General features: G+C 42.4%; 12 protein-coding genes. 11 read left to right on the top strand and 1 reads right to left on the bottom strand.

The genetic code is table 11. The features are described 5' to 3' along the window. Positions 1-99: 99 nt before the first annotated feature. From Q4561_RS09645 to Q4561_RS09600, 10 genes are all read left to right on the top strand, one after another. On the top strand, positions 100-999 hold the full coding sequence (locus Q4561_RS09645) for an ABC transporter substrate-binding protein (protein WP_303459641.1): 900 nt from the start codon (positions 100-102) through the stop codon (positions 997-999). A 213-nt stretch (positions 1,000-1,212) separates the two neighbouring features. Beyond that, positions 1,213-3,000, top strand: coding sequence for a PQQ-dependent methanol/ethanol family dehydrogenase (locus Q4561_RS09640; RefSeq protein WP_303459639.1), 1,788 nt, complete (start codon positions 1,213-1,215; stop codon positions 2,998-3,000). Between the two features lie 166 nt (positions 3,001-3,166). Continuing rightward, a complete protein-coding gene (gene pedF, locus Q4561_RS09635; protein ID WP_303459636.1) occupies positions 3,167-3,667 on the top strand; it encodes a cytochrome c-550 PedF in 501 nt (166 codons plus the stop codon). A 224-nt stretch (positions 3,668-3,891) separates the two neighbouring features. Continuing rightward, the gene (locus Q4561_RS09630) at positions 3,892-6,015 is read left to right on the top strand and encodes a diguanylate cyclase (RefSeq protein WP_303459634.1); all 2,124 of its coding nucleotides are present in this window, start codon (positions 3,892-3,894) and stop codon (positions 6,013-6,015) included. Positions 6,016-6,704: 689 nt separating this feature from the next. Beyond that, positions 6,705-8,009, top strand: a complete 1,305-nt coding sequence (locus Q4561_RS09625; protein ID WP_303459795.1) for a hypothetical protein — start codon at positions 6,705-6,707, stop codon at positions 8,007-8,009. 161 nt (positions 8,010-8,170) lie between these two features. After that, on the top strand, positions 8,171-9,478 hold the full coding sequence (locus Q4561_RS09620) for a sugar ABC transporter substrate-binding protein (protein ID WP_303459633.1): 1,308 nt from the start codon (positions 8,171-8,173) through the stop codon (positions 9,476-9,478). 69 nt (positions 9,479-9,547) lie between these two features. Next, positions 9,548-10,420, top strand: coding sequence for a carbohydrate ABC transporter permease (locus Q4561_RS09615; protein ID WP_303459631.1), 873 nt, complete (start codon positions 9,548-9,550; stop codon positions 10,418-10,420). Positions 10,421-10,423: 3 nt separating this feature from the next. Continuing rightward, entirely contained in the window at positions 10,424-11,248 is an 825-nt protein-coding gene (locus tag Q4561_RS09610) for a carbohydrate ABC transporter permease (RefSeq protein ID WP_303459629.1), read from the top strand. Positions 11,249-11,259: 11 nt separating this feature from the next. Beyond that, the gene (locus Q4561_RS09605) at positions 11,260-12,291 is read left to right on the top strand and encodes an ABC transporter ATP-binding protein (protein WP_303459626.1); all 1,032 of its coding nucleotides are present in this window, start codon (positions 11,260-11,262) and stop codon (positions 12,289-12,291) included. 80 nt (positions 12,292-12,371) lie between these two features. After that, positions 12,372-13,073: an HAD family phosphatase gene (locus Q4561_RS09600; protein ID WP_303459624.1), complete on the top strand. Its 702-nt coding sequence runs from the start codon at positions 12,372-12,374 to the stop codon at positions 13,071-13,073. A gap of 123 nt (positions 13,074-13,196) precedes the next feature. On the opposite strand, the gene Q4561_RS09595 is transcribed toward Q4561_RS09600, so the two are convergent. Continuing rightward, the gene (locus Q4561_RS09595; protein WP_303459622.1) at positions 13,197-13,616 is read right to left on the bottom strand and encodes a BLUF domain-containing protein; all 420 of its coding nucleotides are present in this window, start codon (positions 13,614-13,616) and stop codon (positions 13,197-13,199) included. Between the two features lie 84 nt (positions 13,617-13,700). Between Q4561_RS09595 and Q4561_RS09590 the strand changes: the two genes are divergently transcribed. Then, positions 13,701-15,494, top strand: coding sequence for a sensor histidine kinase (locus tag Q4561_RS09590; protein ID WP_303459619.1), 1,794 nt, complete (start codon positions 13,701-13,703; stop codon positions 15,492-15,494). The last annotated feature ends 346 nt before the right edge of the window (positions 15,495-15,840 follow it).

Below are 15,840 nucleotides of genomic sequence, written 5' to 3'. Positions count from 1 at the left end.
CCTCCTAAAGGAGGAATGCTATGGCGCTAAAGTAGCATTCGGGAAACCCAAGTCACGCATTAGTATTGAACGTACTTAGCTTCAAGAGAGTTTCTCGTAGTGACTTGTTTGCGAACCTTTTATTTTATTCCTTTCATACTTTTAAGTTTTTTGAGCTTGAGTGTATTAAGCACAAATGTTTTGGCTCGGTCTTTTGATGACATTATCGAAAGTAAAAAGATTAATATCGCGGTTTATAACGACTACCCACCTTACTCGTACATGGAAGCGGGTTCAGCGAAAGGAATTGATGTTGATATAGCCAAAGAAATTGCTGCTAAATTCAATGTTGAACTCGTGTTAACTTGGATGACACCGGGGGAAACGACGGAAGATGATTTTCGTAATTTTTTGTGGAAAGGGCACATCATTCACAAAGTTAAAGCCGACTTGATGATGCGTGCCCCCTACGACCGCTCATTTTCCCAAAAGCGAGACGACATAGGCTTGTTGGCCAATGAGTTAGTTCATATGTTTGCGCCCTACCATCAAGAAAGCTGGCAGATAATTCACAATACTGAGCAATTGCCAGAGGTAGAGACCATGGCGATGTTTCAATACCATACTATCGGCGCTGAAATTGACAGTATTCCTCATTTTTACCTCACGTCGGCCTTCGGCGGGAGGTTAAGAGAGAAGACAACGCAATATGCCAGCAATGAGCTCGCCATTGATGCCATGAAAAAAGGGGAAGTTGATGCAGTAATGGGCCTTCGAACGCAAATTAGCTATTTGTCTCAGTTTCTTGATAACACAAAATTCAAACTCGCTAGCAACGCGTTTCCTCTTATAGGAAAGCAGAAGTGGGACCTAGGTATAGCCGCGAAAAACGACTACCGAACGCTAGCTTACGAGGTCGGTGATGTGATCACCGATATGGTTCAAACCGGCAAGATGGCAGATATATTTAGTCAGTATCATGCCACCTATGAAGTGCCCGATTATTATGCAGTTGAGTAATGTCGTTAAATAATGCGGTTTAGTTTTTAAGTACTGCTGCTGAACTCAAATCCCGCTCTTGCTAGGCACTCTTCCTGTTAATTCCTCCTACTAAAGGAGGGGACAAATCACTCAGGCGTTCCATAGGCACGCCCATCGTGTACCGCTATTCTAAATTCATCGAATAGTCTGCAAATCAGACACATTCATGGCCAATACGCATTAGGAAACGTTATGAATAAACAACTACCACTAAAAAGAATTGCCTTAGCTTTATTGGTTTGTGCCGGTGCCGTTTTACCTGCCCAAGCTAACGTGACCGATAACGACATACAAAATGACCAAGCTACAACCGATGATATTGTATCCTATGGGATGGGATTGCGAGCACAGCGATACAGCCCATTGTCTGCGATTAACAAGGACACCATTGAAGAAATTCGCCCGGTTTGGGCGTTTTCACTAGGCGGTGAAAAGCAGCGGGGCCAAGAGTCTCAACCTATGGTGAAAGATGGCGTTATGTATGTCACGGGTTCTTACTCTCGTGTATGGGCCATTGATGCTATGACGGGCGAAGAGTTATGGCAGTACGAAGCCCGCTTACCGGATGGCATTATGCCTTGTTGTGATGTTATTAATCGTGGCGTAGCTTTGTACGACAACTTAGTTATATTCGGCACGCTAGATGCCAAACTAGTTGCGCTTGATAAAGACACGGGCAAAACAGTTTGGAAGAAAAAAGTAGAAGACTATAAAGCTGGTTACTCTATCACTGCTGCGCCTATTATTATTGATGGAATGGTGATTACGGGGAACTCGGGTGGTGAATTTGGTGTGGTAGGAAAGGTATACGCCTTTGACGCTAAAACCGGCAAACAAATTTGGGTTCGACCTACCGTTGAAGGCCACATGGGATATATGTGGAAAGACGGCAAAAAAACCGAGAATGGTATTTCTGGCGGCGGAGCGGGTAAAACCTGGCCTGCTGATCTTTGGAAAACTGGCGGCGCTGCTACCTGGTTAGGTGGTACCTATGATGCTGATACCGGGCTGCTATTTTTTGGTACAGGTAACCCATCACCTTGGAACTCTCACCTTCGCCCTGGTGATAATTATTTCTCTTCATCGCGTTTAGCAATTAACCCTAAAACAGGAAAAATTGTGTGGCATTTTCAAACTACGCCTCACGATGGCTGGGATTTTGATGGTGTAAACGAGCTCATTTCGTTTGATTATGAAGAAGCAGGTAAAACGGTGAAAGCCGCTGCAACCGCCGATAGAAATGGCTTCTTTTATGTGTTGAACCGTGAAGATGGTGATTTCATTCGAGGCTTCCCGTTTGTAGATAAGCTAACTTGGGCCAAAGGCTTAGATGAGAATGGTCGTCCCCTTTACATCGACGAAACTCGCCCTGGTAATCCGTCACTTTCCGACGATGGTAAAAAAGGGGCACAGGTTGTTGCTCGCCCTGCTTTCTTAGGCGGTAAAAACTGGATGCCAATGGCATATTCTCCAGATACGGGTTTGTTTTATGTGCCTTCCAACGAATGGGAAATGGATATTTGGAACGAAACCACCTCTTATAAAAAAGGTGCTGCTTACTTAGGTGCTGGCTTTACCATTAAATCTGTCAATGAAGACTTTATTGGTGTACTTCGCGCAATTGACCCTAAAACCGGTAAAGAAGTATGGCGCTATAACAACTATGCGCCACTATGGGGCGGGGTAATGACTACAGGCGGCGGTCTGGTATGGACAGGCAACCCAGAAGGTTACTTAATGGCCTTTGACGATAAAACCGGCGAGATGGTTTATAAGTTCCAAACTGGCTCAGGCATTGTAGGGTCGCCAGTAACTTGGGAGATGGAAGGCGAGCAATATGTGTCTGTCTTATCCGGCTGGGGTGGCGCAGTACCTTTGTGGGGTGGTGAAGTCGCTAAGCGAGTTAAGCACCTTAACCAAGGTGGCACGGTGTGGACCTTTAAGCTACCTAAACGCTACGAGCAAGTTGCTAAGAACTAACTAGTTTTAAGTTCGATAGAAGCCGATACCTTAGTAGGTATCGGCTTTTTTTATATCTGAAATAACCTTTATCCTCCCAAAGGAGGAGCCTTTCAAAACCAAAGTAGAGTTACCCCAAACATCATATTCAGTATAATTTTTTCATCAGCTTTTTGAGGATGTACGAATGATGAAAGTAAAAGTATCTCTATTAATTACAACGCTTTTTCTGGCCTTAACGGCGCACAAAATAGCTGCACATGGCAATGTAACACCCCAAGGTGCAGATAGCTCTGAAATGCAGAAAATTACCGATGGTGATGAGTCTGAAGATGGGTGGGTGTTTCAAAACCCTTATCGTGATTTAGATGAGGAAACCCACAAGAAAGTGTATGAATTTGGCGAGTCAGCCTACTCAAATAACTGCGCCGTTTGTCATGGCCTTCACGCGCAATCTGGTGGTATAAACCCCGATTTACGTCTGCTTGACCCAGAAAGTATGGAAGACGACGAATGGTATGTAGAACGCCTTCGCTTTGGATCGTCGAAAGGTATGCCTGCATTAGGCGGTATTCCAGAGGGGCAGTCTGAACCCATTTTAGATCAAGAGACACTATGGGCCATAAAAACCTATGTAGAGGATCGTAGAATAGTGGCCATTGAAGAAGGCGAAATTGAGGTCGACTAAAAATACGATTAAAAAAGTTACCCCGTTTTGTCAGCCGAGTCGAGAAATCGCTCGGCTTTTTTTATTTTTAAAACGGCTCCAACACGAAGTTTACCTGCTTAAAAGCGTTTATAAGCAGCATAAAGTGATATTAGCTTATTTCAAAATAAATATGTGCAGTACCAAGCATTTGTGACTATTCTTTTAGTAGTTCATCGGATGAAACCCAAAGTATCAGGACTTCAATGCTTATCCTGCGATCCATATTTTATTTTTTGTTGATTGTAAGCGCTTATGTAAGTACTTATGTTGTAAGTACTCAGGTTATTGCCCAGAGCATCAACGATATAGATACGTTAAAGTCGTCTATTCGTTCTGAAAGAGAATCTGGCAATATCAAAGAGGCTGAACAGTTAACGAGTAAACTGCAATATATTGCTGAAGAGAAAGCCGACGCCGAGCTTAGTGCTGATGTAATGACAATTTCAGCAGAAAATCAGATAAGTCGAAATCGTTACCAAGAAGCCATTGAATTATTAAAGTCAGCAGAACTAACCTACTCCCGGTCGTCTAACGACTTTGCTATCGCCTTTGTTTACACACAGCTCGGTTACTCCTATTACAATTTATCTGACTACCCATTAGCCTTGGATTACTACGATCGTGCAGATCGTATTTTTAATGCCTTAAATGATAAGAAAAATTTAAGCATTGTAGGGAGTTACATTGGTCTAGCATTAGGGGCTACCGGTGACTACGAAGGCGCTATTGCGGCATATCAAACAGCATTAAAAAATGCGACTTCTACAGGAAGTGATGCGGAGACATCTCAGGTGTTGTATAGCCTAGGCGGTTTGAACGCAAAGCTAGGCGATCACCAAAGCGCGCTAGAATATTTCTACAGTTCATTAGAAATAGACACCAAACTAGGTATCAAACAAAACATAGCATTTAATAATGCGTTAATTGCAGAGTCTTTGTTAGCCCTGTCGGAATACGACAAGGCCGCTATACATGCCAATGAAGCTATTCGCTTGTTTAATGAAGTAGAGTTGGCTGAATATGCCGATATGTATAAGCTAACGTTAGCTAAAATTTATATTGCGACAGGCAAATATAACCTTGCTAATGACGTTATTCAGAGTGTTTTGAAGGGCGCAGGTGGTCGGTACCCTGCACTTGAACTAAATGCCCTGGTGGTTGCTGCAAAACACGCCTTACTGACTGAAAATTATGATGTTGCAATCAGCTATGCCAATCAGGGAATAGAGAAAGCACAACAGGCGGAAAGGTTGCCACTTGAAGCCGATTTTTTCGAAGTGAAAGTTAATTCGTTCGAGGCGATGAGCCGGTATGAAAGTGCTTTCCCGTCACTTAAAGAACTCATGCGAGTGAAAGAAAAACTTAACGATGAAAACAAGGTTGAAGCAATAACGAAAGCACAGGCACAAACGGAAACCGTGCGCAAAAAACTAGAATTAGACCTGAAAACAAAAGAGCAAGCGCTGGAAGAAGCTAAGCTTAACGAGCAGTTACTATTAAAAAACGTGTTCATCGGCTTTATTCTCATCGTATTTTCACTTCTGTTTTTTATCTATCGACGTTACACATTGCGAAGAGTTAATAAGCGCTTAGAAGAGCAAGTGCGCATTCAAACTCGAGAGCTAAGTGAGAAAAATCAGCAACTTATTCACTCGCTTAAATTAGTAGAGTCAGAAAGCATAACCGACAGCCTTACAGGCCTCAAAAACCGTCGCTACCTGCAAAAATTTATTGAAACAGATATAACCTTAAGTGACAGAGAGTTCTCTGATTGGCGGCAAGGGAAAAGTCGTAAACCCATAGGTTCAGACCTACTCATTTTCATTGTAGATATTGATGACTTTAAAATAATTAATGATAAGTACGGCCATCAAATTGGCGATGAAGTGCTTGTAGAGTTTGCAAAACGCTTAGAAGAGGTATTTCGACAATCTGATTATATTGTTCGCTGGGGCGGTGAAGAATTTGTTGCTGTGGCACGATTCGTTGATCGTAAAAGTGCAATAAATTTAGCCGGGCGTTTAGTGAAAGCCATAAATATATCGAAGTTCGATATTCATGATGGGTCGTCATTATCGATAACTTGTTCTGTTGGGTATGTTTGTTACCCCTGTGTAACGGCTAAAGTGGCAACATGCCATTGGGAGAAATTAGTGGAAATGGCTGACGCCTGTTTATATATGGCTAAAAGCGCAGGTAAAAACACCTGGGTAGGTTTAGAGTCTGTGCATGATGAAACCGCGTTAAGAGGTGATTTTAACAAAGACTTGCTTGAACAACTTACCCAACAAAAAAGAGTGACAATACGGCGCGAATCTGGAAAGTAAAGCGGGACGTAAAGCGCTATGTATAAGCTCAGACTTTATGTAACGGCGTTGTGCGTGATTAATGCTTCGTATGGATAATCCCTATATCAGCGCTCATTAACAAGGCTCCTTAATAACCCTCGTGGCAATTGTTCACAACTCAGTATCAACAAGTTTACCCATTGCCCGTATCCAAAATTTTGCAGCGCATTGATCTGATTTATTGCTATTGATGTTAACTTTTGCTCTTAATTTTAGATTTGTAATTGTTAATTTTAGGTTTCAGTAACCCTAATTTCCTCCCCAGTTAAATCTATTCTGTTTACATTGAGTGTCGATTTAAGAAAACTTAACTGATATTTAAGTTTATGAAATAAAAGAATTTGTAATAAATTAAAGAAAAAATGAAAATTAATTGTTAAAAAAGTTGTTGACGTTAAAAAATAAAAATGGTCATATGCCCTCATGTTGAGCATGTGACCGAATTGGTTTGCCCTAGAGGGTTATGCTCATAGTGAACAGAGAATAGTTACAGACACGAGTCTGTTGAAAATTCCAATTATTTTATAAAACCAAACATAGAAACTTGAGGGTTCACCATGTTAGAAAATAACCAGCTTCATCAAGCGACTTCTCGACCTAATTCTAAAATTGCCGCGTTAAGCATACTGGCATCAGCAGTTATGGCGGCTACGGCGCCATCATTTGTGATGGCTCAGGAGCTAAGCGAAGCAAAACCTATGTATGTTCCGCCAAGTGAACCTAACGAGTTTTTAGATGGTCGTGTTCAAGTTAATTTTCTAGCCATGCAGAACTATCAGGCTATTCAAGCAAAAGATGGCGCGTTTCGCCCTGAAGATGAAACGCAATCGGACGGGTTTGGCCGTTTACGCGTAAACTTGATGTTCAAGTTCAAAATTACTGACAACATCACAGCCGACATTGATATTGCTGAAGAGCCAAACGATTTTGGTAACAATGGCGACAGAGACTTCTCGTTCCACCAAGATTTCGCTGGCATCGAGTTTGATATGTTTGGTCTTACTGGTTATGAAAAAGAGAATTCAAATCTTATCTTGCGTGTAGGTAACATTGGCGCATCTCCTTTCCAGTTCAAAGGATTCCAAGATGGTGCTGACAACCAAGGTAACGCGTTAATCGGAAACGGTATTACCGACTATGCAACCGCAGAAAATGGTATTCAATTGAGCTATACCGAAACCTTCGATAGCGGCATTCTGCGTTCATATAACGTGGCGGGTCACATGACTACGTCTAGCTTCGGCGAAGCGTTTCAAGAAGACCGAGGTTATAACTACCGCTTGCAAGGTACTCTTGAATTTAAAGGCGGTTTCAAAGCTGGCTTAAACCTTTTCAAAGCTAATCAAGGTGACCAGTTAGTCTTTGCCGACGGTGTGGCAAGCCTTGATGGCGTAACCACTACCAACTATCGTTTCGGTGATGGTGAAAACTATAACTTCTCTGCTTCAGCCTCTAGCGAGCGTGATACTCACGTTGGTGCGTTACCTGGCCTTAACCAGTCAATCATGCAATTGAACTTAGCTTACCAGCCGTCTGATCAAACCAGCGTTATCGTAATGTTGGGTAAAGCGTCTGACGATTATACCTTTGCAGATAGCGATGGTAACGCAGTAGCGGGTATCACGTACTTCGGTACCGATGGTGTGCTAGACCCTACAGGTACCACCTTTGATTCAAACCAAGTGATTGAAGGTGATTCATCGGTGCAGTACTGGGTGTTAGAAGCCCAGCAATATATTCTTCCAGAGAAGCTTTACGTAGCAGCGCGCTATGCCGAGGCTGAAAATACATCTGATTTAATTGAACAATCGGATAACGACGTAACACGCTTGCAAGTATCTGCAGGTTACTGGATAAACGACAGAACCTTGTGGAAAGTGGAATACGTTAACCAAGAAGAGGGCGCCAACTCTGGTGGCCAAATTGGACAAGGTTTCGACGGCATCACCTCTGAAATATCAGTGAAGTTCTAAAAAATTAAATAACGTTCAACAGTGTTAGTGGCTTGTTCTGAGCCATTAACACTTTCAAACCAACCTAAACATTAAGTAATGAAAACCGCATAACTTTTTAATCCCACTAAAAGAGGGGAGGGGAAAGTCATGCCCTTCAAAACCTATAGGGGAACTACCCAATGTTGAAAAAATTATCTTTAGTGATTGCCAGCGCATTGGCAATAACCACGGCAGCGCAAGCTGAAACGATTACTATCGCCACGGTGAACAATGGCGACATGATTGCCATGAAAGAGCTTAGTAGCGATTTTGAAAAGAAGAACCCAGGTATCGACCTTAAGTGGGTAACGCTAGAAGAAAACATTCTTCGCCAACGTGTTACTACCGACGTAGCCACCGGTGGCGGCCAGTACGATGTGATGACCATTGGTACCTATGAGGTGCCAATTTGGGGAAACCAAGGTTGGCTAGAAGAACTTGATGGTCTTGGCGCTGATTACGATGTAGAAGACTTGCTGCCTGCTATTCGTAGCGGTCTGTCGGTAGATAACAAACTCTATGCAGCTCCGTTTTACGGCGAAAGCTCGATGGTAATGTACCGCACTGACTTAATGGCGAAAGCCGGCCTTGAAATGCCTAAAGCCCCTACGTGGAAGTTTATCCGCGAAGCTGCCGAAGCAATGACAGACAAAGATGCAGGCGTTTACGGCATTTGCCTTCGTGGTAAAGCGGGATGGGGTGAAAACATTGCGTTGCTAACGTCTATGTCTAACTCGTTTGGCGCACGCTGGTTTGATGAAAACTGGAAACCTCAGTTCGACTCAAAAGCATGGAAAGACACCCTAGAATACTATGTTGATGTAATGGACAAGTATGGCCCTCCAGGTTCATCAGCAAACGGCTTTAATGAAAACCTAGCGCTGTTCCAAACCGGTAAATGCGGTATTTGGATTGATGCAACGGTTGCAGGCGGTTTTGTAACTAACGAGAAAGATTCTGAGGTTGCCGACAAAGTAGGCTTCGCACTAGCGCCAGATAACGGCCTTGGTAAGCGCGGTAACTGGTTGTGGGCTTGGACATTGGCTATTCCTTCAAGCAGCAAAAAGAGTGATGCGGCGATGAAGTTCATTAGCTGGGCTACCTCAAAAGAATACTCTGCGTTAGTCGCTGAAAAGAAAGGTTGGGCAAATGTACCTCCAGGTACCCGTGCCTCACTTTACGAAAACCCTGAGTACATGAACGCGGCGCCATTTGCGCAAATTACCCTTGATTCTATCAACTCAGCAGATCCTAAAAATCCAACGGTAGAGCCTGTGCCTTATGTGGGTGTCCAGTTTGTGGCTATTCCTGAGTTCCAAGGAATAGGTACGGCAGTAGGTCAGCAGTTTAGTGCAGCACTAACGGGCCGCATGACGGTAGACCAAGCACTTCAAAGCTCACAGCGATTAGTTGAAAGAGCCATGCGTAAAGCACGTTACCCAAAATAATAAAACCTTAACTACGGGTAGGTGCAAGGCGCACTTACCCACTATTTTTTACTTGTAAGGGGCTTAGCAATGGCGACAACCCAATCTCGTACGTTAGCCAAAATGATGCTGTTTCCTTCGGTCACCTTGCTGTTAGCTTGGATGATTGTTCCACTTTGCATGACGTTATATTTCTCGTTTTTAGATTATAACTTGCTCATGCCTGGCGATAATGAATTTATAGGCTTTTTGAACTACGAGTTTTTTCTCACCGACCCTGCGTTTATAGAGTCATTTTTTAATACCTTATTGCTAGTAGGCGGTGTGCTATTTATCACCATCTGCGGCGGTATTGGTTTAGCCATATTGCTCGACCAAGCTATATGGGGCAGAAACTATGTCCGCATAATGGTATTGGCACCATTTTTTGTTATGCCGACAGTTTCCGCATTAGTGTGGAAAAACATGTTCATGAACCCAGTAAATGGGCTATTTGCTCACCTTGCCGAGTTCTTTGGTGCAACCCCAATCGATTTCTTTGCAGAAATTCCGTTGCTGTCCATCATCATTATTGTGTCGTGGCAGTGGCTACCTTTTGCTGCGCTAATTTTACTTACGGCTATTCAATCGCTAGATAGAGAGCAATTAGAAGCAGCTGACTTAGATGGTGCGGGCCCGTTCAGTAAGTTTATTTATATTGTATTGCCGCATTTATCACGTGCAGTGACTGCAGTAATACTTATTGAAACCATTTTCTTGCTGTCTATTTTTGCTGAAATTCTGGTTACCACGAGTGGTGGCCCAGGTTATTCCTCTACCAATATTACGTACTTAATTTATACCCAATCGCTACTTCAGTTTGATGTGGGCGGCGGTTCAGCAGGTGGAATTGTGGCTGTGATAATTGCCAATATTGTTGCCATCTTCTTAATGCGCCTTATTGGCAAGAATTTGGAGGGCTAGATAATGAACAGTAGCAATAAATCAAAAGTCGTTTACACCATTTTAGCGTGGACTATCAGTGGGATGATTTTCTTTCCTATTCTTTGGACCATGATCACCAGCTTTAAAACAGAATCGGAAGCTATCTCGGCCACTCCAAGTTTATTCATGTTTGAGTGGACGCTAGAGAACTACAAAGATGTGTTAGCACGCTCACCTTATTTCGATCACTTTATGAACTCTGTGATCATCTCATTAGGAGCAAGTTTGCTTGGGCTACTTATTGCTATTCCGGCTGCATGGTCGATGGCATTTGTGCAAACCAAGCGTACTAAAAACCTATTGATGTGGATGCTATCAACCAAAATGCTTCCACCAGTAGGGGTGCTTATTCCTATTTATCTATTATTCCGCGATTTCGGTTTGCTAGATACCCGCTTAGGTTTGGTGATTGTAATGACACTAATTAACTTACCTATCATGGTGTGGATGCTTTATACCTATTTCAGGGAAATCCCTCATGAAATTCTTGAAGCGGCGCGTATGGATGGCGCGGGTATTAAAGAAGAAATCTTTCATGTGTTGCTACCAATCGCCTTACCCGGCATTGCATCGACCTTGCTGTTAAACGTTATTTTGGCGTGGAATGAAGCCTTTTGGACACTCATTCTTACTGCCGCGAACGCAGCACCGTTAACTGCCTTTATTGCCAGTTATTCAAGCCCAGAAGGCTTATTTTACGCGAAATTATCAGCCGCCTCTGTGATGGCTGTGGTGCCAATCCTTATTCTTGGTTGGTTCAGTCAAAAACAATTAGTGCGCGGATTAAGTTTCGGCGCGGTTAAGTAGGAGTATTTCAAATGGGAAGCATTACTTTAAAACAAGTGACTAAAAGCTTTGGCGATGTAAATGTTATTAAGCCGCTAGATTTACATATCCGCGACGGTGAATTCATTGTATTCGTTGGGCCATCGGGTTGCGGTAAATCTACCTTGCTTCGTATGATTGCAGGGCTTGAAGATACTACTAGCGGCAACATCGATATTGACGGTGAAGATGCCACTAATATGCCGCCAGCTAAACGTGGTTTGGCCATGGTATTTCAGTCTTACGCGTTATACCCGCATATGTCTGTACGCAGCAATATTGCGTTTCCGCTTAAGCGCGCAAAAGTTGCGCCTGCGGTGATTGATGAAAAAATAGAAAAAGCGGCTAAAATGCTGAACCTTACCGATTATCTTGACCGCAAGCCTGGTCAGTTATCTGGCGGGCAGCGTCAGCGTGTGGCGATTGGCCGTGCCATTGTTCGCCAACCTTCGGCATTTTTGTTCGACGAACCATTATCTAACCTAGATGCATCGCTTCGGGTTAACATGCGCCTAGAAATATCTGAACTTCATAAAAGTTTAGATACCACCATGATTTACGTAACCCACGATCAGGTGGAAGCCATGACCATGGCAGATCGTATTGCGGTATTTAATGGCGGTATTATAGAACAAGTGGGCACGCCGCTAGAGCTTTACCAAAAGCCAGTTAACCGCTTTGTAGCTGGCTTTATTGGTTCGCCAAAAATGAACTTCATTGAAGTGCCAGCGAAAGCAGGCGACGACACTCACTCTATTGGGGTGCGCCCAGAGCACCTTAAAATTACCCAAGAGCGAGGGTTATGGAGTGGTAAAGTGGGCGTAGTAGAGCACCTAGGCTCTGAAACCTTTTTGCACGTGCATGTAGAAGGCGCTGGCACACTTACGGTTAAAGCAGATGGTGATTGTCCTGTTAGCTATGGCGACACTATTAACCTGACTGCCGCAGAAAGCAAAATTATGCATTTTGATAAAGATGGCGTAACCATTCCCTCACTTTCTTGGGGCGAAGAGCGTGTAGCCTAACGGTCTTTAATTGATGTGCAGGTTGTTGCATTCAAGAATAACCTGCACGTTATAAGGGCAAAAGATACAAGGAATATCAAATGGGTAGCAGTAAAAACTCCCTTGAAAATACAGACATTCAGCTCGTAATTTTTGACTGTGATGGGGTGTTGATAGATAGCGAAGTGTTGTGTAAACGGGTAATCATCGCCATGCTGGCCGATTTAGGTATAGAGGTTACAAGCAACTACTTCGATACGTATTTTTTAGGCCAAAGTTACGAGTCTGCACAAAAGCAGATTTTAGCTGATTTCAATATAATGCTACCGGCTGAGTTTCGAGATAATTACTTAACAGCGCTATTAAGAGTGTTTGCTGATGAGTTACAAATTACTCCCCAGTTAAATACTATATTGGCGCAACTGAACGTTAAAAACTGCATAGCGACTAGCAGCAGCCCAGAGCGTGTTGCTTTTGCGCTAGAGACAACAGGCCTACTGCCGTTTTTTGATGGGCGAATTACCACAAGCAAAGAAGTGCTATACGGAAAGCCTGCTCCCGATATATTTCTACTTGCCGCATCAAAGATGGGAATTAAGCCTAAAAATTGTTTAGTTATCGAAGACTCAGAAGCGGGCATTCAAGGGGCACTAGCCGCTGATATGCAAGTGGTGAAATACACCGGCGCCAGTCATTTAAAAGACTTACCCGTTGAACCAGAATGTGATCGTGAGAATGTGCATTTGATATCGCATTGGGATGAGTTTTTTAGCCTTTATCCCAGTTTGAAAGGGGAAGGCTAGTGTTAAATTATTTTCTTAGTTAGCGAAAGCCGGCAGTATAGATTAAATACCTATGCTCCCGCCTAAGATTGAAGCCTTGAAGCGAAGTAATAACCTTCAACTGTCAACGTGAAATAGTTGAGATTAGACCTTCTGTTGATGTGCAGAAAGGTGCCTAAGTAATGCATAAATTTGCTTAGGGGGGAGTTTGGTTGGCTCAAATTCAGTTTGCGATAATCGAGCGAGCAACTGAGTGAAAATTGGCGTGCTACTCGCGTACCCCATGTTCCACTCTGTAAAGGTTGGCTTATCGATATATTCGTAACTGGTAATAATGACATCTGAGTGTCGAGCATCATCTGAAATATGAAAAAATAACTCATTGACCGCCTCGCGCTCACCTTCTAAGGCTTGTACAAAATAGCGGTTGTCGTAGCAGAGCATCCCGCAGATCCCTAAAGACTGATTATTTTTACGGGCAAAAGTTAAGATATCTTTCATGTCTGAAAGTGACATATCTCGGGTTGCCGAACTCAAATAAATTAAGCGCACTATATTTTTCATAGAGTTATTAATACTCCTTTTTGCAAAAACAAACTATAAGTTTATTAAGAATAGATAGAGCAAAAGGATGAAATCTTCAAATCTATGGTGAATCCTAATTTGCCTCAAATGGCAATGATATACACTAACGCGCCATCTGAGTTGGCTGCATTTATACCCGAAGGTCTCGACACCCACTGTTATTCATCAGCCAAGAAGCTAAAAAAAGCACTGCGTTCGAACACGCCTGAAAAGCTATTTTTTCATATAATAGACGGACAGAGTAAGTCGGACAGCATAAATATCGTGAAATACCTAAGGAAGTCACTGGCTTCGCAAAGTAGCACGCTCATTTTTTGTTTAGATAACTCAGTTTCAACTACGTCATGTGAACTAATGAATATGGCCGATATAGATGATGTTATTAGATTAGATATCGAAGATGCCTCGTTTGTGCAACGTAAAATTGCGCGAATTATTAAGCGCATTAATATAAGTAAAAAGCATCTCATTGAAAAAGATGCGCAAATAAATATGCTTACCTCGGTGAACCGATTTTCCCACCAACGTCAGAACATTCAGACTTTAATCGCCTCTTATGCAGAAGCCTTGCTGCAATTTTGTGAAGGCCATAGTGGGTTAGTCGTTACACCCGCTAAAATTACTAATGTAAAAACATCGACGCCATCAATAGCCCAAAGCCAACTCGATGCAGTAGATAAAGGTACAAAGCAATATATCATTGACTTAGCGTTACAATGTAAAGCCCCGGTGGTCGAGTTGTCACCAGCGCTTGCGCCAATGCAGTCACTAATTGAACGTTTGCCTAACCCCGTCGCTGGCTATTTAGTATTCCCATTAATTGTGTACAACAATAACCTGGCTTCTATTATTTGTTTCATCAGTGATGAGGGACTAGACAGTGTATCTACTACGCAACTAAACGTAATGCGTGACGCATCCTTACAGCTCAAAATAATACTAGAGCGTCGATTTGCCGAGACGCGAATGGCCACGCATTATCAGCGTTTAAAAGAAACATTGGCCGAGCTTCAAATCACTCAGAACCATTTGGTTCATTCTGAAAAAATGGCATCTGTAGGGCAAATGGCAGCAGGGATTGCGCATGAAATTAATAATCCTTTAGCGTTTGTTATTAGTAACTTTGATCCCCTTGACCATTATATAGAAACATTAATTAGTATGGTGGATTTGCACGAACAACTTATTCAATCAATCAACCAGATTGAAGAGCCCGTGGATCAAAAGCTTACACAATCAATTAAAAGCTTTAAACAAACCAGTGATATTGATTTTGTAACTGAAGACATCAAAGCACTAGTTCACGATTCTAAAGAGGGATTACTTAGAGTAAGAGATATTATTAGCGATTTAGGAAGCTACTCTCGTAAAGAGTCACTTGAAAGCCAGCTATTAAACATTAGTGAGGTGACTAAAGAAACTGTGCGTATGCTTAAGTACGAACTCAGTGAAGAAGTTGACGTCCAATTGAACTTAGAAACTGATATTGAGATCACCTCCCATAAAGGGTTTATTCAGCAGATATTAACAAACCTTATTAAAAATGCTATCCAAGCTCACGCGACGTCAGGTAGGCATATTCAACAGAAAATTATCAGGGTGAGTATTGTAGAAGAGCAAAATTCTACTCTAATCAGTGTCTCAGATAATGCAGGTGGTATAGAAAAAAGCAGTCGTAAGCATATTTTTGACCCCTTCTTCACCACCAAAGATGTTGGTGAAGGTACAGGGCTAGGCCTGTCTGTTTGTTTTAACTTAGCGAAAAAAATGCAAGGAACATTGGCATTAGCGCCTACAGATAAATCAAGCGAGTTTGATACCACATTCCTGCTTACACTTCCTAAGCAGTTAGTTTAGTTAAAAGAAAACTAAATTAAGGACGTGTGGAGTGAAAATTATGCTTTTCGTCTGCTGTTATTCTTGAAGCGTATTGATAATCAAGCTTCCAAGTTGGCGGGTGTTATAGGGGTTGCCATTATTATTCAAAACACCAATGTGTCATTGCTTCGCCTAGCGATTGAATTATCTGCATCTGAGTAAGCGCCACGCTTGAACTCCTTTATCAATATTGGTTTTAAGTAGGAAACTATTTGTAATTTATAGAAAATACCATGATTTACGTTGAGTGTTGTAGTGTTGAATTCTAAGTGTCTTTAGTAAGCGTTGAAGTGCTCATGACCTCGACTTTCTACATCATTGTTGT

Origin of the sequence: Alteromonas sp. 1_MG-2023, from assembly GCF_030547075.1 — a bacterium.
In the GTDB taxonomy this organism is placed as follows: Bacteria; Pseudomonadota; Gammaproteobacteria; order Enterobacterales; family Alteromonadaceae; genus Alteromonas.
Note: the sequence above shows the minus strand (reverse complement) of the source record. Positions and strands in the feature narration are given on the sequence as shown.